This is a genomic window from Actinoplanes sp. NPDC049548 (assembly GCF_040676695.1).
In the GTDB taxonomy this organism is placed as follows: domain Bacteria; phylum Actinomycetota; class Actinomycetes; order Mycobacteriales; family Micromonosporaceae; genus Actinoplanes.
Genome location: NZ_JBFAPM010000003.1, coordinates 187,830 through 210,395 on the forward strand (window position 1 = coordinate 187,830; position 22,566 = coordinate 210,395).

Annotated in this window: 25 protein-coding genes and 1 pseudogene; 14 read left to right on the forward strand and 12 right to left on the reverse strand. The window is 72.7% G+C overall.

Translation table 11 applies throughout. The features are described from left to right. Positions 1-12 precede the first annotated feature (12 nt). From AB0J80_RS08000 to crtI, 3 genes are read left to right on the forward strand one after another with little or no spacing between them, the layout of a single operon-like run. Entirely contained in the window at positions 13-756 is a 744-nt protein-coding gene (locus AB0J80_RS08000; RefSeq protein ID WP_364701672.1) for a carotenoid biosynthesis protein, read from the forward strand. After that, positions 753-1,847: a glycosyltransferase family 2 protein gene (locus tag AB0J80_RS08005; protein ID WP_364701675.1), complete on the forward strand. Its 1,095-nt coding sequence runs from the start codon at positions 753-755 to the stop codon at positions 1,845-1,847. Before AB0J80_RS08000 ends, AB0J80_RS08005 begins: the two co-directional genes overlap by 4 nt. Continuing rightward, the gene (gene crtI, locus AB0J80_RS08010) at positions 1,844-3,346 is read left to right on the forward strand and encodes a phytoene desaturase family protein (protein WP_364701678.1); all 1,503 of its coding nucleotides are present in this window, start codon (positions 1,844-1,846) and stop codon (positions 3,344-3,346) included. The genes AB0J80_RS08005 and crtI overlap by 4 nt, the downstream gene beginning before the upstream one ends. Here crtI and AB0J80_RS08015 read toward each other — a convergent pair. Continuing rightward, the gene (locus AB0J80_RS08015) at positions 3,333-3,938 is read right to left on the reverse strand and encodes a LysE family translocator (RefSeq protein WP_364701681.1); all 606 of its coding nucleotides are present in this window, start codon (positions 3,936-3,938) and stop codon (positions 3,333-3,335) included. The two genes, crtI and AB0J80_RS08015, sit on opposite strands and share 14 nt — an antisense overlap. A gap of 11 nt (positions 3,939-3,949) precedes the next feature. Further along, positions 3,950-4,873 (reverse strand): LysR substrate-binding domain-containing protein, encoded by a 924-nt coding sequence (locus AB0J80_RS08020; protein ID WP_364701684.1) that lies wholly within the window; start codon positions 4,871-4,873, stop codon positions 3,950-3,952. Between the two features lie 169 nt (positions 4,874-5,042). Between AB0J80_RS08020 and AB0J80_RS08025 the strand changes: the two genes are divergently transcribed. From AB0J80_RS08025 to AB0J80_RS08050, 6 genes and pseudogenes are all read left to right on the forward strand, one after another. Further along, positions 5,043-5,705 carry a succinate dehydrogenase cytochrome b subunit gene (locus tag AB0J80_RS08025; protein WP_364702608.1) on the forward strand — a complete coding sequence of 221 codons (663 nt, stop codon included), beginning with the start codon at positions 5,043-5,045 and terminating at the stop codon, positions 5,703-5,705. Between the two features lies 1 nt (position 5,706). Beyond that, the gene (locus tag AB0J80_RS08030) at positions 5,707-7,644 is read left to right on the forward strand and encodes a fumarate reductase/succinate dehydrogenase flavoprotein subunit (protein WP_364701687.1); all 1,938 of its coding nucleotides are present in this window, start codon (positions 5,707-5,709) and stop codon (positions 7,642-7,644) included. Next, positions 7,644-8,387, forward strand: a complete 744-nt coding sequence (locus AB0J80_RS08035) for a succinate dehydrogenase/fumarate reductase iron-sulfur subunit (protein WP_364701690.1) — start codon at positions 7,644-7,646, stop codon at positions 8,385-8,387. The genes AB0J80_RS08030 and AB0J80_RS08035 overlap by 1 nt, the downstream gene beginning before the upstream one ends. 79 nt (positions 8,388-8,466) lie before the next feature. Beyond that, positions 8,467-9,057, forward strand: a complete 591-nt coding sequence (locus tag AB0J80_RS08040; protein WP_364701693.1) for a cadmium resistance transporter — start codon at positions 8,467-8,469, stop codon at positions 9,055-9,057. 5 nt (positions 9,058-9,062) lie between these two features. Next, on the forward strand, positions 9,063-9,410 hold the full coding sequence (locus AB0J80_RS08045) for a hypothetical protein (RefSeq protein WP_364701696.1): 348 nt from the start codon (positions 9,063-9,065) through the stop codon (positions 9,408-9,410). Positions 9,411-9,581: 171 nt separating this feature from the next. After that, positions 9,582-9,687 (forward strand): annotated as a pseudogene (locus tag AB0J80_RS08050) (FAD-dependent monooxygenase); the annotation flags it as partial. A 133-nt stretch (positions 9,688-9,820) separates the two neighbouring features. Here the strand turns inward: AB0J80_RS08050 and AB0J80_RS08055 are convergent. Continuing rightward, a complete protein-coding gene (locus tag AB0J80_RS08055; protein WP_364701699.1) occupies positions 9,821-10,513 on the reverse strand; it encodes a TetR/AcrR family transcriptional regulator in 693 nt (230 codons plus the stop codon). Between the two features lie 59 nt (positions 10,514-10,572). On the opposite strand from AB0J80_RS08055, the gene AB0J80_RS08060 reads away from it, so the two are divergent. Then, the gene (locus AB0J80_RS08060) at positions 10,573-11,298 is read left to right on the forward strand and encodes a DUF2306 domain-containing protein (RefSeq protein WP_364701702.1); all 726 of its coding nucleotides are present in this window, start codon (positions 10,573-10,575) and stop codon (positions 11,296-11,298) included. Between the two features lie 46 nt (positions 11,299-11,344). Here the strand turns inward: AB0J80_RS08060 and AB0J80_RS08065 are convergent, their stop codons facing one another. The 3 genes from AB0J80_RS08065 to metF all read right to left on the reverse strand — a co-directional run bounded on the left by AB0J80_RS08065 (position 11,345) and on the right by metF (position 13,580). Further along, the gene (locus AB0J80_RS08065) at positions 11,345-11,788 is read right to left on the reverse strand and encodes an HNH endonuclease (RefSeq protein ID WP_364701705.1); all 444 of its coding nucleotides are present in this window, start codon (positions 11,786-11,788) and stop codon (positions 11,345-11,347) included. Between the two features lie 211 nt (positions 11,789-11,999). After that, positions 12,000-12,650, reverse strand: a complete 651-nt coding sequence (locus AB0J80_RS08070; protein ID WP_364701708.1) for a CDP-alcohol phosphatidyltransferase family protein — start codon at positions 12,648-12,650, stop codon at positions 12,000-12,002. A 3-nt stretch (positions 12,651-12,653) separates the two neighbouring features. Further along, positions 12,654-13,580: a methylenetetrahydrofolate reductase [NAD(P)H] gene (metF, locus tag AB0J80_RS08075; RefSeq protein WP_364701711.1), complete on the reverse strand. Its 927-nt coding sequence runs from the start codon at positions 13,578-13,580 to the stop codon at positions 12,654-12,656. A gap of 65 nt (positions 13,581-13,645) precedes the next feature. Here metF and AB0J80_RS08080 point away from each other — a divergent pair, with 65 nt between their 5' ends. Beyond that, positions 13,646-14,701: a polyprenyl synthetase family protein gene (locus tag AB0J80_RS08080; protein ID WP_364702611.1), complete on the forward strand. Its 1,056-nt coding sequence runs from the start codon at positions 13,646-13,648 to the stop codon at positions 14,699-14,701. Between the two features lie 4 nt (positions 14,702-14,705). Here the strand turns inward: AB0J80_RS08080 and AB0J80_RS08085 are convergent, their stop codons facing one another. From AB0J80_RS08085 to AB0J80_RS08095, 3 genes are read right to left on the reverse strand one after another with little or no spacing between them, the layout of a single operon-like run. Next, a complete protein-coding gene (locus tag AB0J80_RS08085) occupies positions 14,706-15,056 on the reverse strand; it encodes a lycopene cyclase domain-containing protein (protein ID WP_364701714.1) in 351 nt (116 codons plus the stop codon). Continuing rightward, the gene (locus tag AB0J80_RS08090) at positions 15,053-15,385 is read right to left on the reverse strand and encodes a lycopene cyclase domain-containing protein (protein ID WP_364701717.1); all 333 of its coding nucleotides are present in this window, start codon (positions 15,383-15,385) and stop codon (positions 15,053-15,055) included. Before AB0J80_RS08090 ends, AB0J80_RS08085 begins: the two co-directional genes overlap by 4 nt. Positions 15,386-15,391: 6 nt before the next feature. After that, a complete protein-coding gene (locus tag AB0J80_RS08095; RefSeq protein WP_364701720.1) occupies positions 15,392-15,766 on the reverse strand; it encodes an Rv2175c family DNA-binding protein in 375 nt (124 codons plus the stop codon). A 96-nt stretch (positions 15,767-15,862) separates the two neighbouring features. Between AB0J80_RS08095 and AB0J80_RS08100 the strand changes: the two genes are divergently transcribed. The 3 genes from AB0J80_RS08100 (at position 15,863) to AB0J80_RS08110 (ending at position 19,653) form a co-directional block, all read left to right on the forward strand. Continuing rightward, complete coding sequence (locus AB0J80_RS08100) at positions 15,863-16,636, forward strand: hypothetical protein (RefSeq protein ID WP_364701722.1); 774 nt, start codon at positions 15,863-15,865, stop codon at positions 16,634-16,636. Between the two features lie 153 nt (positions 16,637-16,789). Beyond that, positions 16,790-18,748, forward strand: a complete 1,959-nt coding sequence (pknB, locus tag AB0J80_RS08105; RefSeq protein WP_364701724.1) for a Stk1 family PASTA domain-containing Ser/Thr kinase — start codon at positions 16,790-16,792, stop codon at positions 18,746-18,748. A gap of 53 nt (positions 18,749-18,801) precedes the next feature. Next, on the forward strand, positions 18,802-19,653 hold the full coding sequence (locus AB0J80_RS08110; protein WP_364702614.1) for a deoxyribonuclease IV: 852 nt from the start codon (positions 18,802-18,804) through the stop codon (positions 19,651-19,653). On the opposite strand, the gene AB0J80_RS08115 is transcribed toward AB0J80_RS08110, so the two are convergent. The 3 genes from AB0J80_RS08115 to AB0J80_RS08125 form a co-directional block, all read right to left on the reverse strand. Next, positions 19,640-20,029: a DUF3224 domain-containing protein gene (locus AB0J80_RS08115; RefSeq protein WP_364701726.1), complete on the reverse strand. Its 390-nt coding sequence runs from the start codon at positions 20,027-20,029 to the stop codon at positions 19,640-19,642. The two genes, AB0J80_RS08110 and AB0J80_RS08115, sit on opposite strands and share 14 nt — an antisense overlap. A 64-nt stretch (positions 20,030-20,093) precedes the next feature. After that, complete coding sequence (locus tag AB0J80_RS08120) at positions 20,094-21,113, reverse strand: GntG family PLP-dependent aldolase (RefSeq protein ID WP_364701728.1); 1,020 nt, start codon at positions 21,111-21,113, stop codon at positions 20,094-20,096. Beyond that, positions 21,106-22,512 (reverse strand): class II 3-deoxy-7-phosphoheptulonate synthase, encoded by a 1,407-nt coding sequence (locus tag AB0J80_RS08125; protein ID WP_364701730.1) that lies wholly within the window; start codon positions 22,510-22,512, stop codon positions 21,106-21,108. Before AB0J80_RS08125 ends, AB0J80_RS08120 begins: the two co-directional genes overlap by 8 nt. Positions 22,513-22,566 lie beyond the last annotated feature (54 nt).

Consider the following 22,566-nt stretch of genomic DNA (forward strand, 5'->3'; position numbering starts at 1 on the left):
TCCGACCACTCCGTGCCGCTCTGGGTCCTGCTCGGCGCGCTGGTGCTGGTGCAGATCTGTTACCCGCTGACAAGCGGCGGGACCCGGGCCGGGCTGACGATCACCACGGTCGTGCTCGGCTACGTGACCTCGGTCGCGCACGCCTGGCTCAGCCGGGGTTCCCGGCCGGCGCTGGCGCTGGTGGCGACGGCGACACTGGGCGGGTTCGCGGTCGAAGCGGTCGGCGTGGCCACCGGCTTCCCCTTCGGCACGTACGACTACTCCGGGCAGCTGGGGCCCAAGGTGCTCGGCGTACCGTTGATCATCCCGCTGGCCTGGACCTGGATGGCGTGGCCCGCGTGGCTGGCGGCGCTGCGCCTGGCCCGGTCGCGGCCGGCCCGGGTCGCGCTGGCGGCGGCCGGGCTCGCCGCGTGGGACCTCTTCCTCGACCCGCAGATGGTCGCCGAGGGCTACTGGCGCTGGCACTCCCCCACCCCGGCGCTGCCCGGCGTGCCCGGCATCCCGGTCGGCAACTACCTGGGCTGGCTGGGCTTCGCGCTGCTGCTGATGAGCGTGCTGGCGGTCGCGGCCGGCCCGTCCGGGAACCGCCCCGGCGACCGGGACGCCCCCATGATGGCCCTCTGGCTGTGGACGTACGCTTCGTCCGTGCTCGCCCATGCGGTCTTCCTGGGGCTGCCCTGGTCCGCGGTCTGGGGCGGCATCCTCATGGGCGCGGTGGTGCTGCCGCTGCTTCCCGCGCTGCGGCGATCCCCATGATGTGGCTCGCCCTCCTGCCGTGGGTCGCGCTGACCGGTCACACCCTCGTCAACGCCGCGCTGCTGCGCCGGCCACCGCGGGCCGCAACGGTCACTGAACGCGTGGCTGTGCTGCTGCCGCTGCGTGACGAGGCCGCCCGGGTGACACCGTGCCTGGAGTCGCTGCTGGGTCAGCGGGGCGTTCCCGAGCTGGAGATCATCGTCCTCGACGACGGTTCGACGGACGGCACGGCGGACGTGGTGCGAGCGATCGCCGGGGACAAGGTGCGGCTCCTGACCGGTGCGGCTCCTGAGGACGGCTGGCTCGGCAAGCCGCACGCGTGCGCGCAGCTGGCGGTCGCGGCCGGGGAGCGGGACGTGCTCGTCTTCGTCGACGCCGATGTGGTGCTCGCGCCGGACGCCGTCGCCGGTGGCGTGGCTCTGCTGCGGTCGGCGCAGGTCACGCTGCTGTCGCCGTACCCGCGGATCACCGGCGCGGGGCGGCTCGTGCAGCCGCTGCTGCAGTGGTCGTGGCTGACGTTCCTGCCGTTGCGGCTCATGGAGCGCTCCCCCCGGCCGTCGCTGGCCGCGGCGGGCGGGCAGTGGCTGGTCGTGGACCGGGCCGGCTACGAGCGCGCGGGCGGGCACGCGGCGGTGCGCGACGACATCCTCGAGGACATCGGGCTGGCCCGGGCGGTCAAGCGCTCCGGCGGCCGGATCGCGCTCGCGGACGGATCCCGGCTGGCCGCCTGCCACATGTACGCGTCGTGGCGGGAGCTGGCCGACGGTTACAGCAAGTCGCTGTGGGCCTCGTTCGGGTCGCCGGCCGGTGCGGCCGCCGTCGTGCTCCTGCTGATGCTGCTGTACGTGGCGCCGCCCGTGACCGCGGTCCTCGCCCTGATGTCCGCAACGGTGGATCTTGCGTTGGTGAGTGTGTGCGCGTACCTGATCGGGGTTCTGGGAAGGGTGATCGCCGCGGCCGCGACGGGCGGGCGGACCTGGCCCGACCCGCTGGCCCAGCCGATCTCGATCATGGTCTTCGCGGCCCTCGTGGCGCGCTCGTTCGCGCGGCGCCGGCAGGGCCGCCTGAGCTGGCGGGGACGACCTGTATGAGCCGGATCGTGGTGGTGGGAGCGGGCGTGGGCGGGCTGGCCGCGGCGGTACGCCTGGCGTCGGCGGGCCACGAGGTCACCGTGCACGAGCGGGCCGCGGAGGTGGGCGGCAAGCTCGGCCGCTACGAGCGCGACGGGTTCCTGTTCGACACGGGCCCGAGCCTGCTCACCCTGCCGCAGGTCTTCACCGACCTCGGCATCGACCTCGACCCGGAGCCGCTGGACCCGGTGGTGCGCCACGTGTTCCCCGACGGCAGCACCCTCGACTCGTCGTCCGACCCGGCGGTGTTCACCGAACGGATCGCCGACGCGTTCGGCGCCGCGGCGGCCGCCGACTGGACCCGCTTCTGGCACCGCGCCGAACGCATCTGGGCGGCGTCCTGGCGATCGGTGCTGCAACGGGAGGTCTCCCCCGCGACGCTGGCCCGCCTGTCCTGGCGCGTGCGCGACCTCGCCGCGATCGCACCGGGCCGCTCACTGCGCGCCCTCGGCCGGCACTACCTGCGCGACCGGCGGCTGCGGATGCTGCTCGACCGGTACGCGACCTACACCGGCACCGACCCCCGGCGCGCCCCCGCAGCGCTCGCCGCGATCCCGTATGCGGAGCTGGCCTTCGGCGGCTGGTACCTCCCGGGCGGCCTCCGCGTCCTCGCGTCGGCGCTGGTCGCGCGCTGCACGGCCCTCGGCGTCACCATCCACACCGGTTCGGCGGTCACGGCGATCCGCACGGCCGAGGGCCGCGTCACCGGGGTCGAGCTGTCCTCCGGCGCCGGCGTCCCCGCCGACCTGGTCGTCTCCGACGTGGACGCGGCCACCCTGTACCGGGACCTGCTGCCCTCACCGGCTCGGCTGTCCGGCCTCGCCGACCGCAGCCTGGCGGGATTCGTGCTGCTGCTCGGCGTACGGGGCGAGACGCCGCAGCTGGCCCACCACACGGTCTTCTTCCCCCGCTACTACGACGCGGAGTTCGACGCCGTCTTCGGCGACCCCGCCCACGGCCGCCGCGCCCGCCCGCCGTCCGACCCGGCCGTGTTCATCACCCGAGCCCACGACCCGGCGGTGCACCCACCCGGCGCGGAGGCGTGGTTCGTCCTGGTGAACGCGCCGCGGCACGGCACCGGCTTCGGCGCGGTCGACTGGCGGCGGCCGGGGTTGGCGTCCTCGTACGGCGAGCACATCCTCGCCGTCCTGGCCCGCCGCGGCCTGGACGTCCGCGACCGGCTCGCGTTCATGGAGACGCGGACGCCGGCCGACCTCGCGGACGCCACGGGCGCGCCGGGCGGGGCGATCTACGGCACGGCGGGTGGGCTGCTGCGCCCGGCGAACCGGGGGCCGGTCCAGGGGCTCTACCTCGTGGGCGGGTCGGCGCACCCGGGCGGCGGCCTGCCGATGGTGACCCTGTCGGCGAAGATCGTCGCCGACCGCATCGGGCCGGCGCCCGTGGACGGCATCGGGTCCGCGCCCACCGACGGCATCGGGCCGGCGCTCACCGACCGCTGAGAGCCAGCCGGACGCCGAAGCCCGCGATCACCGTCCCGGCGACCCGGTCCAGGACCCGGCGCGCGACCGGCCGCTGAAGCACCCGGCGCATCCGGCGCGCCAGCAGCACAAGCGCCGCGGACCAGGCGGTGCCGAGTCCGATGTGGATGCAGGTCAGCAATACCCCGAACGCGAAGACGGGAGCGCCCTGCGGAATGAACTGCGGCAGCAGCGCGACGTAGAACGCGCCCATCTTCGGGTTGAGCAGGTTGGTGAGCAGTCCGCGCCGCCACCCGGCGCTCGCGGCAACCGGCTCACCGGCCGGCGGCGTGGCCCGCAGCATGCGGACGCCGATCCACACCAGGTAGCAGGCCCCGGCCCACCGCAGCGTCTCGTACGCCAGATGCGACGCGGTCAGCAGCGCCGTGACGCCCGCCGAGGTGAGCACTCCCCAGACCAGGGTGCCGGTCTGGATGCCCAGCACGACACCCCAGGCCCGGCGCGGTTGCCCGACGGCGGCGGTGCGCAGGATCAGCGCGGTGTCCATTCCGGGCGTCAGGGTGAGCAGCCCGACGACGACGGTGAAGGAGAGCAGGGCACCGATGACGGTCACGGTTGATCAACCTACAAGGGCTGGACGCCGAACGGGAGCTCGCCGGTGGCGATGTGATCGAGCAGGGTCGCGCGCAGCGCCTCGGCCGCGTGCGGCAGCACCGCCCGGCGGCGGTGGGCGAGCGCGATCGTCCGGCGCATCCCCGGCGGCGCCAGCGGGGTGGCGCGCAGCAGGGGCCGGTTGACCAGGACCATGCTGGGCACGAGCGCGACCCCCAGCCCCGCCTCCACGAACGCCAGCACCGCGTCCATCTCGCCGCCCTCCACCGCGAACCGGGGCGCGAAGCCCGCCCGCCGGCACGCCTCCAGGGTCACGTCGCGCAGGTCGTAGCCGGGCCGGAACATCACCAGCGGGGTGTCGCGCAGCTCGATGAGGGCCAGCTCGGGCGCGGCTGTCGGGGGCGGACCGGAGGCCACGGAGGCGACCACGAGGCTTTCGCGCAGCACCGGGGCGGCGTGCAGGGACGGGTCGACGCCGTGCTCCGGCTGGACGATCAGGGCGAGGTCGAGGTCGCGGGCGAGCAGGTCGGCGATCAGGTCCTGGGAGCTGCCCTCGTTGACGTGCAGGGCGATGTCGGGATGTTCCGTACGGAACCGGCGCAGCACCGTCGGCACGAGCGAGGAGCACAGGCTCGGGGTGGCACCGACCCGGACCCGGCCGCGGCGCAGGCCGACGATCTCCTGGACCGCGTCGCGGGCCGCGTCGGCGTCGGCGACCATCCGGCGGGCGAGGGGCAGGAGGGTCTCGCCGGCCGCGGTGAGCGCCACGGCGCCGCGGGCGCGCTCGAAGAGGGGCGCACCGAGCGTCTGTTCGAGGGTGTGAATCTGCTTACTTAAAGTCGGCTGTGAGACGCCCAGGGCGTCGGCCGCTTGGGTGAAATGCCGGGTTTCGACCACTGATAAGAAGTATCGGAGCTGTTGGAGCTGCACTTCCATAGCCTACGTCTATGGGTACCCACTCGATCATGCATTAGACGAATCGCACGAACCTTCCTACCGTCCAGGTGTGGCGGTAGATACCAGAACTCCTCCCCCGAAGGCGACGGCTCAGCCCGCGCGCAAGGCCCTCGACAAGAAGGCGCCCGCGAAGCGGCGGCCGCGGGGCCTGCGCTCGTCGGTGGCGCTCAAGATCTTCATGGCGGTCACCGGCCTGCTCCTGGTGGCCTTCCTGTACGCGCACATGATCGGCAACCTGAAGATCTTCCTGGGTGCCGAGAGCTTCGACCACTACGCGCACTGGCTGCGGACCATCGGCGTACCGCTGCTGCCGGAGACCTGGTACCTGTGGCTCCAGCGGGCCGGACTCACCGTCGCGGTCGTCGGGCACATCGTCGCGGCCACGATCCTCGCGCGGCGCGCCCGCAAGGCCCGGCCGGTGCGCTACGTGCACCGCACCAAGGTCCAGGGCAGCTACGCGGCGCGGACCATGCGCTGGGGCGGCGTCATCATCCTGCTGTTCGTCATCTACCACATCCTCGACCTGACCACCGGCACGCTGAACCCGAACGCGGACGCGCAGCACCCGTACGCGAACGTGGTCGCCGACTTCGCGCCCGGCCGGTGGTACGTGACGCTCTTCTACACGCTGGCCATCGTGAGCGTCGGCTTCCACCTGCGGCACGGGCTGTTCAGCGCCGTCCGCACACTGGGCCAGCGCACCCTGCGCGGCGAGCGCATCGCCCGTGCCACCGCCCTGGTGCTCTCCGTCGTCCTCGTCGCCGGCTACCTCGCGGTGCCGTTCGCCGTGCTCACCGGATTGGTGGACTGACATGACCGACTCCTACTGGACCGAGGGCGACCCGATCGCCGACACGGCGGCGCCCGACGGCCCGATCGAGACCCGCTGGGACCGCCGCAAGTTCTCCGCCAAGCTGGTCAACCCGGCCAACCGGCGCAAGCTCAGCGTCATCGTGGTCGGCACCGGCCTGGCGGGCGGCTCGGCGGCGGCCACCCTGGCGGAGGCGGGCTACAAGGTCCGCTCGTACTGCTACCAGGACAGCCCGCGGCGCGCGCACTCCATCGCCGCGCAGGGCGGCATCAACGCCGCGAAGAACTACCGCAACGACGGCGACTCGATCTACCGGCTGTTCTACGACACCGTCAAGGGCGGCGACTTCCGGGCTCGCGAGTCCAACGTGTACCGGCTTGCCCAGGTCAGCGTGAACATCATCGACCAGTGCGTGGCCCAGGGCGTACCGTTCGCCCGCGAGTACGGCGGCCTGCTCGACAACCGGTCCTTCGGCGGCACCCAGGTGTCCCGGACGTTCTACGCCCGGGGGCAGACGGGTCAGCAGCTGCTGCTGGGCGCGTACCAGGCGATGGAGCGGCAGATCGGCCTCGGCAACATCGAGATGTTCGCCCGGCACGAGATGCTCGAGCTGATCGTGGTCGACGGCAAGGCCCGCGGCATCGTCGTGCGCGACATGGTCACCGGCGAGATCACCACGGACCTGGCCGACGCGGTCGTGCTCGCCTCCGGCGGCTACGGCAACGTGTTCTTCCTGTCCACCAACGCCAAGGGCTGCAACGTCACGGCGAGCTGGCGCGCGCACCGCAAGGGCGCGCTGTTCGCGAACCCCTGCTACACCCAGATCCACCCGACGTGCATCCCGGAATCGGGTACGCACCAGAGCAAGCTCACGCTGATGAGCGAGTCGCTGCGCAACGACGGCCGGGTGTGGGTCCCGAAGCGCCGCGAGGACTGCGGCAAGCCCGCCGCCGAGATCGCCGAGGAGGACCGCGACTACTACCTCGAGCGGATCTACCCGTCGTTCGGCAACCTGGTTCCCCGCGACATCGCCTCCCGCGCGGCGAAGAACGTCTGCGACGAGGGCCGCGGCGTCGGCCCCGGCGGCCTCGGCGTCTACCTCGACTTCGCGGACGCCATCGCCCGGCTCGGCCGCGACGCCGTCGAGGCCAAGTACGGCAACCTGTTCGAGATGTACCAGCGCATCACCGGCGAGGACCCGTACGTCGTACCGATGCGCATCTACCCGGCCGTGCACTACACGATGGGCGGCCTCTGGGTCGACTACGACCTGCAGTCCACGATCCCCGGCCTGTTCGTGGTGGGCGAGGCCAACTTCTCCGACCACGGCGCCAACCGGCTCGGCGCGTCGGCGCTCATGCAGGGCCTCGCGGACGGCTACTTCGTGTTGCCGCACACGCTCGCGCACTACCTCGCCTCCGGCCCGTACGAGAAGATCTCGCCGGACCACGAGCAGGTCGTCGCCGCCCGCACCCAGGTCGAGGAGCGGATCCAGAAGCTGCTCTCGATCGACGGCGACCGTACGGTCGACTCCTTCCACCGCGAGCTCGGCCACATCATGTGGGAGTACTGCGGCATGGAGCGCACCGAGGAGGGCCTGACCAAGGCCATCGGCCTGATCCGCGGCCTGCGCGAGGAGTTCTGGACCCGGGTCAAGGTGCCCGGCACCGGCGAGCAGCTCAACCAGAACCTGGAGAAGGCCGGCCGCGTCGCGGACTTCCTCGAGCTCGGCGAGCTGATGTGCATCGACGCCCTGCACCGCGCCGAGTCGGCCGGCGGCCACTTCCGCGCCGAGAGCCAGACCCCCGACGGCGAGGCGCTGCGCCACGACGACCGGTTCAGCTACGTCGCGGCCTGGGAGTACGGCGAGACCCCCACCCTCCACAAGGAACAGCTGGACTTCGAGTACGTCCACCCGAGCACGCGGAGCTACAAGTAATGGACATCCAGGTACGCGTGTGGCGCCAGTCCGGCCCGTCCGACAAGGGCCGGATGGTCACGTACGACGTGAAGGACATCTCCCCCGACGCCAGCTTCCTCGAGATGCTCGACGTCCTCAACGAGAAGCTGATCCTCGACGGCGACGACCCGATCGCCTTCGACCACGACTGCCGCGAGGGCATCTGCGGCATGTGCGGCATGATGATCAACGGCGTGGCCCACGGCCCGGAACGCGCCACCACCACCTGCCAGCTGCACATGCGCCACTTCAACGACGGCGACGTCATCGACGTCGAACCGTGGCGCGCGGCGGCCTTCCCGGTCATCAAGGACCTGGTCGTCAACCGCGGCGCCTTCGACCGCATCATCCAGGCGGGCGGCTACATCACCGCGCCGACGGGTACGGCCCCGGACGCCCACGCCACCCCGGTCCCCAAGCCCGACGCGGACGCGGCCTTCGAAGCAGCCACCTGCATCGGCTGCGGCGCCTGCGTGGCGGCCTGCCCCAACGGCTCCTCGATGCTCTTCACCGCCGCGAAGGTGGCCCACCTCGGCCTGCTGCCGCAGGGCCAGCCGGAGCGCGACAGCCGGGTGGTCGACATGCTGGAGGCCCAGGACGAGGCGGGCTTCGGCGGCTGCACGAACATGGGCGAGTGCACCACGGTCTGCCCGAAGGGCATCCCGCTGACGCTCATCGGCCGCCTCAACAACGACTACCGCAAGGCCCTCCGCAACAACTGACGCCGACCGACCACGACGGCGGCCGTCCTTTCGGGCGCGCCGCCGTCTGTCTTTTCCGGCGGCCGTACCCTCGGCTCTCATGGGTGAGATCGTTCTGGCCGCGGCAGGGATCTTCGCGGGCACGAATGTCGACGACATCATCGTGCTCACCGTCCTGTTCCTCGCCGCCCGCGCCACCGGGCGGCCGCGGCCCTGGCAGATCTGGGCCGGCCAGTACGCGGGCATCGCCGTCCTCGTGGCCGTTTCGGCGCTGGCGGCTCTCGGGCTGACGATCGTGCCCGACCCTTGGACCGGGCTGCTCGGCCTCGTCCCGATCGCCCTGGGGGTGAGGGGACTGGTCGCCGCCGGGAGAAGCGACGACGGCGCACCGGAGACGGTGGCCGCCGGGAACGCGTTCGCGGTCGCCGGCGTGACGGTGGCCAATGGGGCAGACAACATAGCCGTCTACACCCCGGTCTTCCGCACCCTCGGGATCGGCGGCAGCGTGGTCACGGTCGTCGTCTTCGCGGCCCTCGTGGCCGTCTGGTGCGCGGCGGCGGCGTGGCTGGGGTCGCATCGGCAGGTCATCGCGGTCGCCGAGCGGTACGGGCACTGGCTCGTCCCACTGGTCTTCGTCGCGATCGGCCTCGTCATCGTGATCGAGTCCGGGGTGCTGGGGCGGCTACTCTGACCGCCGTGACGACACACATCTCCGACGACGAGATGCGGGCCCTGCTGCCCACGACTCGTCCCTTCACCGCGGTGATCCTCAAGGCCGGCCCGAACCGCGGGTCGCCCGACGCCGGGTCGATCGTGTGGGAGCACGGCCGGCGGAACTTCGGGTTGCGGGCCGAGGGTGTCCTGGCGATCGTCTGCCCGGTCACCGACGGCAGCGATGTCTCCGGCATTGCGATCTTCAACCTCGACGTGGCGGCAACCCGGGCGGTCATGGACGAGGATCCGGGTGTCAAGGCGGGCGTCTTCACGTACGAGGCGCACGCGTGTCTCGGCTTCCCGGGGGATGCGCTTCCGCACGCCTCCTGAGCTCGGTCATGAGCCGCCGATGCCGGCGTAGATGAAGGACGTCAGCGTCTCGATCGCTTCCTCGTCGGGAAGCTCCCGGCCCAGTGCCGGCCCGCCGCCGGACTGCCAGAGGGCGGCGAATGACGGCACCAGCGTGGTGAACGCCGTGGCCAGCACGAGCCCGGTACGTCGTCGGCGCGCTACCGGGTGGGCCGGGTCCTTCTCGCCGGCGATGCCGCCCGTGTGCACTCGCCCGCGGGCGGGCAGGGCTTGAAGGTACAACCTGGGGTGGAAGCTGCACGGCGCCGTCGTCGACACCCACGGCCACGCGCACCGCGCCTACGACGTCCGCGGCCCGTCCTACTTCCTGGTCCGGCCGGACAACTACCTCGGCTGTGTCGCCGACGACCCGGCCGCCCTCTCCCTCCCCTTCAATCGCCTGCCAACAGGACGCTGACTCCGTCGAGCACCCGCGCCAGGCCGTACGCGAACGAGGACTCGGCGGCGTCGGCGGAGGGCCGGAAGATTCCGGCGTCCGAGGCGGCGGCCAGGGCCGGGAGCCGCTCGGGCCGGACGAAGTGGGCGATGAGGCCGGCGTAGTCCTCCATCGAGCCGCCGCGCATGAGGATCGCACCGATCTGCGCCTCGCCGCGGACGAAGTAGAGCACCGCGGTGACCACCTCGAACCGGTCGCGCTGGCTGAGCGGAGTGCCGTCCAGCGCGGCGAGTCCCCGGTCGAGCCACGCGAGCTGCCCCGGGTCCAGCGGCGGGCGGCCGTCGCTGACCTGCAGGATCCACGGGTGCGCGTAGTAGACGTCGCGCAGTGCCCGCGCCCACGCCTCGAGGCCGGGCCGCCAGCCGCGGGGCAGCTCGGGCGGCGAGCCGGGCGCGGCGTCGAGCATGAACGCCAGTAGCTCGTCCTTGTTCGCCACGTGCCGGTAGAGCGACATCGGAGCGCTGCCCAGCCGCTCGGCCAGCCGGGCCATCGAGAGGGCGGCGAGGCCGTCCGCGTCGGCGATCTCGATCGCGGCCGCAACGATCCGCTCCCGGTTCAGCCCGCGGCCGCCGGGCCGCGGGGCCTCACCCCACAGGATCTGGAGCGTACGGGGAATCTCGCGGGTCACGCGGCCATCGTACGGACAGCCTCTGTCAGCCCTGGTGCGTATGTCGTACGCTTTTGCGTATGGCATACGCATTCCGTCGCCCGTGGATCTTCCCGCTCGGGGCGCTCGTGGTGATCTTCCTGGCGTTCTCGCTGCCGCCCTACCTCAGCCTCGACCCGAGCCGCTCCCGCGTCCCGCAGCCGGACACCCTCGGGGTGGCGCACTACTGGACGCTCGTGCCGCACGTGCTCTTCGGCAGCGTCGCGCTCGCCACCGCCGTGCTGCAGATCTGGCCGTGGTTCCGGCAGCGGCATCCGGCCTGGCACCGCCGGGCGGGCCGGGTCTACGTCTTCGGCGGCGTGCTGCCGGCCGGGCTGACCGCGCTGGTCGTCGGGGCCTTCACCCCGTTCGGACCGGTCACGCGAGCCAGCAACGTGCTTCTCGCGCTGCTCTGGCTGGGGTGCACGGTCACCGGCTGGCGGCGCGCGCGGCAGCGCCGGTACGCCGACCACCGCCGCTGGATGATCCGCAGCTTCGCGCTGACCGCCTCGATCATCAGCAACCGGATCTGGGGTGCGATCGCGGCCGTCACGCTCGCACCCCAGCTCGACACCACCTTCCACGGCGACCCGATGCTGTTCGCGTGGATCGTCTCCGGGTTCGCGTCGTGGCTCGGCTGGACCCTGCCGCTCCTGGTGTCCCAGTGGTGGCTCGACCGCGACCGGCGGCCCCGTGGCACCGCGCCGGCCGTACCCCGAAGGCGCACCGCGGCGAGCGTCCCGCAGCCGGTGGCGGGCGACCGGTGAGGTGGACGACCGGCGGGCCCCCGTGTGGTCCCGCCGGCCGCCGTCCTCACCGCGCGGCCAGATCCGCCCAGCTCGGCGCCTTCGGCGCCCAGCGCAGCGGCATCCGCGCCTCCGCCGGCGTTCGGTCCCCCTTGCGCTGGTTGCAGCGCCCGCACGCGGCGACGGTGTTCTCCCAGGTGTTGCCCCCGCCCCGCGAACGCGGCAGGACGTGGTCGATGGTGGACGCCGGCTTGCCGCAGTAGCAGCAGCGACGGTCGTCGCGGGTCAGCACGCCGCCGCGCGACCAGGCCGGGCCGCGGCTGTGCCGCCAGCGCGTCACGACGTAGCTGACGAGCCGGACGACGGTCGGGATCGGGAAGACGCCGATGCGGGCGTCCGGGCGGGCCTCCTGCACCACGGCGACCTCGCGGAAGAGCATGCGGATCGCGTGCCGGACGCTGACCCGGTGCAACGGCCCGTAGTCGGCATTGAGAACGAGGACCACGCTCATGGCGGGTCACCTCCCCTGTGGTCTGCGCATGAAAAAGCCGCCCGGCCCCGGACAGCACGGGGCGAGCGGCGACGGTCGGCGCAGCTGCGTCAACCGTGTCGCGGACCCCTGCTTCCGAGCCGGAAGGTCGTCATGTCATCTCCCTCGGCCCGGTCCGGGCCACGTCGTCGAGACACAAGGTAGGGCGCGGGGGCCGTACCGGACAACGCAATTAATCGATCAACGCCCGGCGTACGGCGTGCAGCAGCTGGCCGAGGCCGATCAGGCCGAGGGCCACCCAGACCAGCACCGCGCCCACCACGACCGTCCGGTCCCACCCGGGGTGGACCAGGCCGGCGACGCCGCCCAGCAGGAGCCCGGCGACCGCCACCGAGACGCGGGTCGGGCGCTCCCCCACCGTGACGACGCCCAGCCCGTCCATGCCGCCGGCCGCCGCGCGGGCCCGGACGTACTCGTGCAGCCAGCTCACCGCCAGGCCGGCGACGACCAGCCAGCCGGGGGCGCCCGCCATCCAGAACGCGGCCAGCCAGGCCAGCTCACCGAGCCGGTCCGCCACCGAGTCGTAGACGAAACCCAGCCGGGTGGCGCGCCCGGTCACCACGGCCACCGCCCCGTCCAGGGCATCGGCGAAACCGGCCAGCAGCACCAGCGCGGCGCCGACGAGCAGCGGCACGAACGGCACCCCGGCGCACAGCAGCAGACCGGCGGCGGTCACCGCCATCGGGCCGACGCGCAGCCGGCCGAGCAGGCTCCCGCCCCGATAGGCCAGGCGGACCCAGCCGCGGATCACCGGCGAGGCCGTCCGCGGGTCGAAACCGCCGTGCAGCGCCGACCAGGCGGCCGCGTACTGCTCCCAGGTCACCGGTCAGGCGGCGGCGGGAGCGGCGGTCGCGCCGGTCAGCTGCTGCCACACCTCGCGCGTAGCGGGAGAACGGTTCATGGTGATGAAGTGGATGCCCGGCACGCCCTCGTCGAGCAGCTTGCGGCACATCTCGCTGCACAGCTCGATGCCCAGCTTGCGCACGCCCGCCTCGTCGTCGGCGATCCGCTCGAAGCGCGCCAGCAGCGCAGGCGGGAACGGCGCGCCGGAGAGCTGCGCGGAGCGCGCGATGGTCGCCATCCGCAACACCGGCATCACGCCCGGCACGATCGGCGTGTCACAGCCCGCGGCGGCCACCCGGTCGCGCAGCCGCAGATACTCGTCCGCCTCGAAGAACATCTGGGTGATCGCGAAATCGGCACCGGCCCGGCACTTGCGGATGAAGTTGCGGGTGTCGCTCTCGATGTCGTCCGAGCGGGGGTGCTTGTACGGGAACGCGGCCACGCCGACGCTGAAGTCGCCCGCCTCGCGCAGCAGCCGCACCAGGTCCTCGGCGTAGAGCACACCCTCCGGGTGGCGCACCCACTCGCCGTTCGGGTCGCCGGGCGGGTCGCCGCGCACGGCGAGCACGTTGCGGATGCCGGCGCCGGCCAGCCGCCCGATGACGTTGCGCAGCTCGGCGACCGAGTGGTTGACCGCCGTCAGGTGCGCCATGGGCAGCAGGGTCGTCTCGGTGGCGACCCGCTCGGTCACCTCGACGGTCGTGTCACGGGTGCTGCCGCCGGCGCCGTACGTGATCGACACGAAGTCGGGCCGCAACGGCTCGAGCTCGCGGATGGTGCGCCACAGCAGCTGCTCGGCCTCGCGGGTCTTCGGCGGCATGAACTCGAACGAGAACGTCGGCGCCGGACGGCGGATCAGATCGCCGATCGACGGGGACGCCGGGAGACGGGAAGGAAGGCCGAGAGACACACCGGTGACTCTACCGGCTGGCGCCCGGTGAGCGACCCGCTAGGTTTGGCGCCGTGACCTCCCCGCTGGAACGCGCCGGGCTGCGCCCGCGTGTCGACAAGGCCCTCGCCGCCTTCCTCGCGGCGCAGCGCACCCGGCTGCTGTCGATCGACGAGGCGCTGGCGGACGTGGCGGACGCGCTCGAGGCGTTCGTGCTGCGAGGCGGGAAGAGGTTGCGGCCCGCTTTCGCGTACTGGGGCTACCGCGGCGCCGGGGGCATCGACTCCGACCACGTCGTCACGGCCGTCTCGGCGCTGGAGCTGGTGCAGGCCAGCGCGCTGATCCACGACGACCTCATGGACCGCTCCGACACCCGGCGCGGGGAGCCGTCGGTGCACAAGCGGTTCGCGGCCCGGCACGCCGCGGCGGCGTGGCGCGGCCCGGCGGAGGCCTTCGGCGACAACGCGGCCGTGCTGCTCGGCGACCTGGCGCTGGTCTGGTCCGACGAGCTGTTGCACAGCTCCGGGGTGGGCCTGGAGGAGCTGGCGCGGGCTCGGCCGGTCTTCGACCGGATGCGTACGGAGGTGACCGCGGGGCAGTATCTCGACGTGCTCACTCCGGTGACCGGTGACACATCGCTGGAGCGGGCGGGCAAGATCGCCCGCTACAAGTCGGCGAAGTACACCATCGAGCGGCCGCTGCTGCTCGGCGCCGCGCTGGCCGCCGCGACGCCGGCCCTGACCGGTTCCTACTCCGCCTTCGGGCTGCCGCTGGGCGAGGCGTTCCAGCTCCGCGACGACGTGCTCGGCGTCTTCGGCGACCCGGTGGTCACCGGTAAGCCCGCCGGTGACGACCTGCGCGAGGGCAAGCGCACGTACCTCATCGCGGCGGCGTACGAGACGGTGTCCGAGGCCGGGCGCGCGGAGCTCGAGCGCGGGCTGGGCGACGCGGGGCTGGACGAGGCCCGGGTCGGGCGGCTGCGGGAGATCATCACGGACAGCGGCGCCCTGGCCCGGACGGAGGCGCGGATCGCCGCCCTCACCGACGAGGCGCTGGCCGCTTTGCACACCGCTGACCTGGAGGCAGAGGCTCGGGGCGTGCTGCTCGAGCTCGCCGACGCGGCGGTGCGCCGCACCGTGTGACGGGTCAGTCGCGCAGGCGGCGCACCAGCACGCTGCCCTTGCCCGCCCGCGGCTCCGGCTGCACCCCGCGCCGCCCCAGCCACACCCAGACGGAGAGCGTCAGCAGCACCATCGCGAAGCCGAAGAGCAGGTCCTCGACCGGCGCGTACGCGATCCGCCACCCCAGGATCGCGGCCGGGTCGTAGACCACGATCCGCCGCCCGGTCAGGATGCCGTTGGACAGCAGCTGGAAGGCGATGATGATCGGGTACGTGGCCCAGAACACCACCCGCCGCACCAGCCGGGTCCGCAGCACGAAGAGGTCGACCACGATCGCGCCGGCGACGCCGAGCAGGGCCGCCACCGTGTAGGTCACTCGTCACCGTCCCCGGCCGGCCGGCCCAGCACCGCCCGCACGGCCTCGAACCCGAGCACCGCGCAGACCGGCACGATCACGAAGAACAGCACCTCGTCCAGCGGCAGCCCGCCGGGCAGCAGGACCCCGGTGGTCTGCTCCGGGTCGAACGTCCAGTGGCCCGCCGCGATCGCCCCGAGGTCCCAGAGCACGAAGACGGCCACCACCGGCAGCAGCGTCAGCAGCAGGCGCCGCCACCGGCGCAGGACGTTGACCTTCAGCACGGGTTCGAGCCAGAGGGCGCACACCAGGCAGCCGGCGAGCACGCCCAGATAGGCCAGGTGGCGCATCCGGGCTCAGAAACCGAGCGCCTGCGCGCGCCGCTTGACCTCACGGGCGCGGTCGCCGCCGAGGGCCACGGCGCCCGATCCGCCGAGGGTCTCGTCGGGTTCGTACAGCCACCCGAGGGCCTCTTCGTCGTTGTACCCAGCGTCGTGGAGCAGCGTGAGGATGCCGGGGAGGTGCTTGAGCACGGTGCTGTTGGCCACCAGCTCAGCGGGCACCACCCGGACGCCGTCGCGCTTGACGGCCAGCAGCGCGCCGTCGCGGATCATCTGGTGCACCTTGCTGATCGACACACCGAGCCGGTCCGCCACGTCGGGCAGGTTGATCCACTCGGCCGGGCCGGTCGGCCGGCCGGCCGGCGGGCTCGTTGTCACGGAATCGGTCACCCGACCAGCGTGCCATGCCGTGCTGCCACGCCACCACGCGGAACCCCTGACGGAGCCGGGAGCGGCCCGGTCCTGCGAGAGCGGAGAACTGACCCGATGATTTGGCGGAGGACCCGCAACGAGGTCGCCGGAGCGTGGCGATCGCTGCGCTACGACCTGGGCCGGCGTGACGCGGAGCCGCAGCCGGCGCACACCGGTGCCGCGCCCGCGTTCCAGGACGTGACCGCCACCGGCTTCAGCACGTTCGGCGGGGCGGGGATCACGGACGGGTTGCGGACCTCGTACTCCCACGACCAGGCCCGTCATCCCCGCCGCCTGGTCGCCGTGACGGCGTTCGGCGTGCTCGCGGTCGCGGGGGCCACGGGCAGCTACTTCGCCGTGGTCAACGGGCTCGGTGCGCTGCTGAGCGATCAGGGCGGCGCCGAGCCGTACCCATTGGCCGCGGCGGCGCCCGGCGGTGACCACGGCGAGCTCTCGCACGAGGGCCTCGGCCGGGGGTCGGCGCAGGAGACCGTGCCGGCGCCGGAGCCGACCGCCGGCACGATCAGGGTGCTGCCCAACCCCGCCGGGGCGACGGCCGCGCCGCCCGTGACGCGGACCGCGCCGAAGCCGCGGCGGACCACGGTGGCGGGCACCGCGCCGGAGCCCGATCCCACCGACTGCTGCCTGGCGCCTCCGGTGCCCACACCGACCGCGGCGCCGTCCCCGCCGCACAGCCCGTCCCCTACACCCTCACCCAGTGCGTCCACCGACGACTCTCCGGAGCCGTCGCCGAGCGACTCGCCCACTTCGTCGGAGTCTGCGGGTTCGGGCAGCGGTGGAAGCGGGGGCGGCAGGACGGAAAGGGCGCGCCGCGCTGGCGGGCACTGATCCGATTTGTCACCATATAGCGCCCGCGGTGCCCGGCACCGCGGGCCGATTTCTTCCTTGTAGCGCAGGTCGGCACGTCCCGCAGTACCCGTTAGGTCTCAGCTGAGACATCCTGGTCCGCCTTTCCCGGAAGGGCACATACACTTCACGCCGATGGACACGACTGTCGCCGACACGTTGATCGGCACGACGATTGACGGGCGCTACCGCATCACCGGGCGCGTCGCCCGTGGTGGCATGGCGACCGTCTACACCGCCGTGGACGACCGGCTCGAGCGTACGGTCGCATTGAAGATCATCCACCCGTCGCAGGCGACGAACGTCCACTTCGTCGACCGGTTCACCGACGAGGCCAAGACGATCGCCCGGCTCACCCACCCCAACGTCGTGGCCGTCTACGACCAGGGCCGCCACGAGGGCCTGCCCTACCTCGTCATGGAGTACGTCCAGGGCCGCACCCTGCGCGACCTGCTCACCCAGCGCCGCCGGCTGAACCCCGTCGAGGCCCTGGCCATCCTCGAGCAGATGCTCGCCGCCATCGCCGCCGCCCACCGCGCGGGCCTGGTCCACCGCGACGTCAAACCGGAGAACGTGCTGGTCGCGGAGGCGCCCAGCGGCGGCATCGCGAACCTCGTCGACAGCGTGGTCAAGGTGGCCGACTTCGGGCTGGCCCGCGCCGTCGAGGCGAGCAGCACCGACGACTCCGGCCAGCTGATGGCCACAGTCGCGTATGTGGCACCCGAGCTGGTCACCGACGGGCACGCCGACGCCCGCACCGACGTCTACTCGGCCGGCATCGTGCTGTTCGAGATGCTCACCGGCCGGGTCCCGTACGACGGTGGCGAGCCCGTCGAGGTGGCCTGGCAGCACGTGGACAACGACGTGCCGGCCCCGTCCAGCATCGTCAAGGGCCTGCCGTCGGTCCTCGACGACCTCGTGGCCCGGGCCACCCGCCGCGACCCGGGCGCGCGACCCACCGACGCCGGCGCCTTGCTCGCCGAGGTCCAGGTGGTCCGCGACGACCTGGGCGCCGCCAACGTCGAGACCGCGCTGCTGCGCCAGGTGCCGGCCCGCCACCCCGCCGCCGACGCCACCGCGCTGGTGCCGGCCGTCACCTCCGTCTTCCCGGCCGCCGCCGACCGGCCCACCTGGGCCCGCCTGCCGGAGCAGAACCCCCGCGCCCAGCGCCGCCGGAGCACTCCGCCGCCGTTCCCGGACGGCCCGACGGCCGGCCGCTTCGGCGACCGGCGCCGCCTGTTCATCATCGGCGCCGTCGCGCTGATGGTGCTGACCGTCGTCTTCAGCACCTGGTGGGTCACGGCCGGGCGCTACACGGATGCGCCGCAGCTCGTCAACATGACCCGCGTCCAGGCCGAGCAGGAGGCGAAGGCCAAGGGCTTCTCGCTCGCCTTCGACGACGGCCGCTACGACGAGAACATCCCCAAGGACGTCGTGCTCGGGCAGGACCCGCCGGCCGAGGAGCGGCTGGTCAAGGGTGGCCTGCTCACCCTGACCCTGTCCCTGGGTCCCGAGCGCTACCCGGTGCCGGACGTCGTCGGCATGGAGAAGGCCGCCGCCAAGGGCGAGATCGAGGGTACGAAGCTCAAGTTCAGGGAGGGCGAGGGCAAGTACAGCGACGACGTGCCGCAGGGCGTGGTGATCTCCGTGGAGCCCAAGGCCGGCGAGTCGCTCAAGCCCGGCGCCACCGTCACCGTGGTGATCAGCAAGGGCAAGGCCCCGATCACCGTGCCGGACGTCAAGGGCAAGAACATCAACGACGCCCGCAACCAGCTCCAGGGCCTCGGCCTGGTGGTCGTCGAGCAGTACAAGGACAGCGACCAGCCCGCCGACACGGTCATCGGCCAGTCCCCCGGGCCGGAGACCGGCGCGGAGAAGGACGACGAGATCAAGCTCGAGGTCAGCAAGGGGCCGCCGCAGGTGACCGTCCCGGACCTGACCAACCAGCCGTGCCAGCAGGCGGCGCAGACCCTGCAGGGCATGGGCCTCACGCCGCGGCTCAACTTCAACCCCAACGGGCTGGTACGCCAGCAGAACCCGGCGCCCAACACGCCCGTGCCGACGCAGACAGAGGTCGTGCTCAATTGTCTGTGAGCCCCCAGTCCCACCACCCCGCCGCCACCCACGAACGGACTGAAGGCCGCCCGATCGGTTCCCACACCAAGACGTCGGGCGGGCTGGCCAAGGCAGCCCTGCCCTACGCCGACGCGGCGGGCTCCGAGGCGGTCCAGGTGTACGTGTCCAACTCGCGGGGCTGGGCGCTGCCGCCGGGCGACCCGAAGCAGGACACGCTGTTCCGCGACGGGTGCGGTGAGCGGGGGCTGCCCGCGTACATTCACGCGTCCCTGCTGGTCAACCTGGGCTCACCGACCGAGCTGACGGTCGCCCGCTCGGTGGAGACCCTGGAGCACGCCCTGCGCCGGGGCGCGGCCATCGGGGCGACAGCGGTGGTCTACCACGCCGGCAGCTCGGTCGACCCGGCCCACGACGACAAGGCCATGCACCAGCTCCGGGAAGCCCTGCTGCCGCTGCTGGACACGGCGGCCGCCCAGGGCCTGCCGAAGCTGCTCGTGGAGCCGAGCGCGGGCGGCGGCCGCAGTCTCGCCTCGAAGGTGCAGGACCTCGGGCCGTACCTGGAGGCGGTGGAGCACCACCCGTGGCTGGGCGTCTGCTTCGACACCTGCCACGCCTGGGCCGCGGGCCACGACCTGGCCCGCCCGGGCGGCATGACCGAGACCCTGGACGCGCTGGTGGCGACGGTGGGCCGGGAGCGCCTGATGCTGATCCACGCCAACGACTCGAAGGACGAGTGCGGCTCCACCCGAGACCGCCACGAGACGATCGGCGCGGGACGCATCGGCGCCGCGGCGTTCGCGGAGCTGCTGGCCCACCCGGCCACGGACGGCGTACCGGTGATCGTGGAGACGCCGACCAAGGAGCACGAGGGCCACGCCGCGGACATCGCGCTGCTCAAGGGCCTTCGCGTCAGTGCACCTTGAGGTCGTAGTCGAAGATGTAGCGGTGCTCCTCTGAGCTGTTGTCGATCTGGAACGTGCCGACGAGGCCGGTGAGCTCGTCCGTACCGGAATCGGGCACGACCTGGACGATGAGCGTCCCCGCGCCGCGGTCCATCAGCCCGTAGTGCTGCAGGACGAAGCTGCCGCTGCGGCCGTGCAGCGTGCCGGTGATGCGGTCGATGGCCACGTAGCCCGCCGAGCCGTCGATCGGCGTGCCGACCGAGAGCATCTCGGCGCGGCCCGTCCCGGTCAGGTCGCCCTCGATCGTCTTGTCCACCCGCATCCGGCCGATCGCGTCGTCGTCGATCGGCAGCGGGTCGAAGACGGTGGTGAAGGTGCCGGTGGCGCGGCGGGTCATCGGAACTCCTCAGCGGTGCGGGACGGCCTCGGACTCCGATGTAACCAGACGGCGGGCGCCCGGCTCAGGCGGCGCGCAGGAGATCCGACAACACCTGCCCCGCGCGGTCGATGCCGGCGTCGTCGACGTCGAGGTGGGTGATCACCCGGGCCGTCCGGGGCAGCATCGCCACGATGCGGACGTCACGCTCGGCGGCCCGGGCCACCAGCGTCGGCGCGTCCAGGGCCGTCTTGGCGAGGTCGAGGAGCACGACGTTGGTCTGCACCGCGGCCGCTTCCACGACGCCGAACGGCTCCAGGGCCGTGGCGAGGCGGCGGGCCCGGGCGTGGTCGTCGGCGAGCCGCTCGATGTGGTGGTCGAGGGCGTGCAGGCCGGCCGCCGCGAGGATGCCCGCCTGGCGCATGCCGCCGCCCATCCGCTTGCGGATGCCCCGGGCCCGGGCGACGCGCTCCGCCGAACCCACGAACAGCGACCCGACGGGTGCGCCCAGTCCCTTGGACAGACAAACGGACAGCGTGTCGAACAACTGGCCGTAGGTGAGCAGCGGCACCCCGTCAGCGACGTGCGCATGCCAGATGCGGGCACCGTCGCAGTGCAGGGCCACCCCGGCCGTCGCCTCGCGGAGCCGCCGCAGGGTCGCCAGCGGGACGATGCCTCCGCCGCCGAGGTTGTGGGTCTGCTCGACCGCGATCGCCCGGGTGGGCAGCGACGGGTAGCCGGCGGGCCGGATCATCGCCGCGATCGCCTCGGGGTCCAGTGCCGCGCCCACCGAGGGCCAGGTACGGGTGGAGATGCCCCCGACCGCGGCGGCGGCACCCACCTCGTACGTGACCACATGCGCGTCGGCCCCGGCGAGCAGTTCCTCCCCGGGTGGGACGAGCACCTGCAGCGCGATCTGGTTGGCCATCGTGCCGGACGGGGCGAACAGCGCCGCCTCGTGCCCGAACAGCGCGGCGACCCGCGCCTCGAGCGCGTTGACGGTCGGGTCGTCGCCGAAGACGTCGTCGCCCACCTCGGCCGTGGCCATCGCCTCGCGCATCGCCGCGGTCGGCCGGGTGACCGTGTCCGACCGCAGGTCAACCACGCAGCATCTCCGCCACCAGGAAGGCGAGCTCGAGGCTCTGCTGGGTGTTGAGCCGCGGGTCGCACGCGGTCTCGTAGCGGTCGGGCAGGTCGAGGTCCTCGATGCCCTGCGCGCCGCCGAGGCACTCGGTCACGTCCTCGCCGGTCAGCTCCACGTGGATGCCGCCCGGGTGGGTGCCGAGGCCGCGGTGCACCTCGAAGTAGCCGAGCACCTCGTCCACGATCCGGTCGAAGTGCCGGGTCTTGTAGCCGTTGGACGACTCATGGGTGTTGCCGTGCATCGGGTCGCACTGCCACACGACCTTCGCGCCGGCCGCGGTCACCTTCTCGACGATCGGCGGCAGCGCGTCGCGGACCTTGCCGTTGCCCATCCGGCTGATCAACGTGAGCCGGCCCGGGACGTTCTCCGGGTTGAGCTTCTCGCACAGCTCGATGGCGGTCTCCGGGGACGTGCCCGGGCCCAGCTTGACGCCGATCGGGTTGGCGATGCGGCTGACGAAGTCGATGTGGGCGTGGTCGAGCTGGCGGGTGCGCTCCCCCACCCACAGGAAGTGGCCGGAGAGCCCGTAGGCGCGACCGCCCGAGACCCGGGTGAGGGCGCGGTCGTACTCCAGCGCGAGCGCCTCGTGGGAGCAGTACAGGCTGACCGTGCGCAGCGCCTCGTCGTCGGTCATGCCGCAGGCACGGATGAAGTCGAGCGCCCGGTCGATCTCGCGCGCGATGGCCTCGTAGCGCTCACCCGCGGGCGACGCCCGGACGAAGTCCTTGTTCCAGTCGTGCAGACCCGCAAGATCGGCAAGACCGCCCGACAGGTACGCCCGCAGCATGTTCATCGCCGCGGCGCTGTTCGCGTACGCGCGGATCATGCGCTGCGGATCGGCGACCCGGGCGGCCTCGTTCGCCTCGAGCGAGTTGATCAGGTCACCGCGGTACGCCGGCAGCCCCAGCGAGTCCGTCGGCGCGGACCGGGGCTTGGTGTACTGCCCGGCGACCCGCGCCACCTTCACGACCGGCATCGACGCGCCGTACGTCAGCACCACCGCCATCTGTAGCAGCGTGCGCGCGTTGGCGAGCAGGTGGCTCTCGGTGTTGTCGGCGAACGTCTCGGCGCAGTCGCCGCCCTGCAGCAGGAACGCCCGCCCCTCGCACACCTCGGCGAGCTTGTGCCGCAGCTGGTCGACCTCGTACGGCGCGACGATCGACGGCACGTTGTCGAGGACCTGACAGACCGAGGCGACCTCGTCCGGGTCCGCCCACGGCGGCATCTGCACCCGCGGCAGCTCGCGCCAGCGGTCGAGGCCCAGCGCCGAGTCCTCGGCGGAGTCGGTGGACGGACGGGAGGTCTGCAGGGCCGTCGCTCCGACCCCCGGATGACTGAGCTGATGCCACTCTCGGCGCATGGTTCGAAGCCTAACCAGACAACGCGAAGGGGCGCCGGGAGGATCCCCGACGCC

Bases quoted from the DNA above. Each gene is read 5' to 3' on its own strand.
- AB0J80_RS08005 (WP_364701675.1), top strand. From the start codon at position 753: ATGATGTGGCTCGCCCTCCTGCCGTGGGTCGCGCTGACCGGTCACACC.
- crtI (WP_364701678.1), top strand. From the start codon at position 1,844: ATGAGCCGGATCGTGGTGGTGGGAGCGGGCGTGGGCGGGCTGGCCGCG.
- AB0J80_RS08020 (WP_364701684.1), bottom strand. From the start codon at position 4,873: ATGGAAGTGCAGCTCCAACAGCTCCGATACTTCTTATCAGTGGTCGAA.
- AB0J80_RS08030 (WP_364701687.1), top strand. From the start codon at position 5,707: ATGACCGACTCCTACTGGACCGAGGGCGACCCGATCGCCGACACGGCG.
- AB0J80_RS08035 (WP_364701690.1), top strand. From the start codon at position 7,644: ATGGACATCCAGGTACGCGTGTGGCGCCAGTCCGGCCCGTCCGACAAG.
- AB0J80_RS08040 (WP_364701693.1), top strand. From the start codon at position 8,467: ATGGGTGAGATCGTTCTGGCCGCGGCAGGGATCTTCGCGGGCACGAAT.
- AB0J80_RS08060 (WP_364701702.1), top strand. From the start codon at position 10,573: ATGGCATACGCATTCCGTCGCCCGTGGATCTTCCCGCTCGGGGCGCTC.
- AB0J80_RS08065 (WP_364701705.1), bottom strand. From the start codon at position 11,788: ATGAGCGTGGTCCTCGTTCTCAATGCCGACTACGGGCCGTTGCACCGG.
- AB0J80_RS08090 (WP_364701717.1), bottom strand. From the start codon at position 15,385: ATGCGCCACCTGGCCTATCTGGGCGTGCTCGCCGGCTGCCTGGTGTGC.
- AB0J80_RS08100 (WP_364701722.1), top strand. From the start codon at position 15,863: ATGATTTGGCGGAGGACCCGCAACGAGGTCGCCGGAGCGTGGCGATCG.
- pknB (WP_364701724.1), top strand. From the start codon at position 16,790: ATGGACACGACTGTCGCCGACACGTTGATCGGCACGACGATTGACGGG.
- AB0J80_RS08115 (WP_364701726.1), bottom strand. From the start codon at position 20,029: ATGACCCGCCGCGCCACCGGCACCTTCACCACCGTCTTCGACCCGCTG.
- AB0J80_RS08125 (WP_364701730.1), bottom strand. From the start codon at position 22,512: ATGCGCCGAGAGTGGCATCAGCTCAGTCATCCGGGGGTCGGAGCGACG.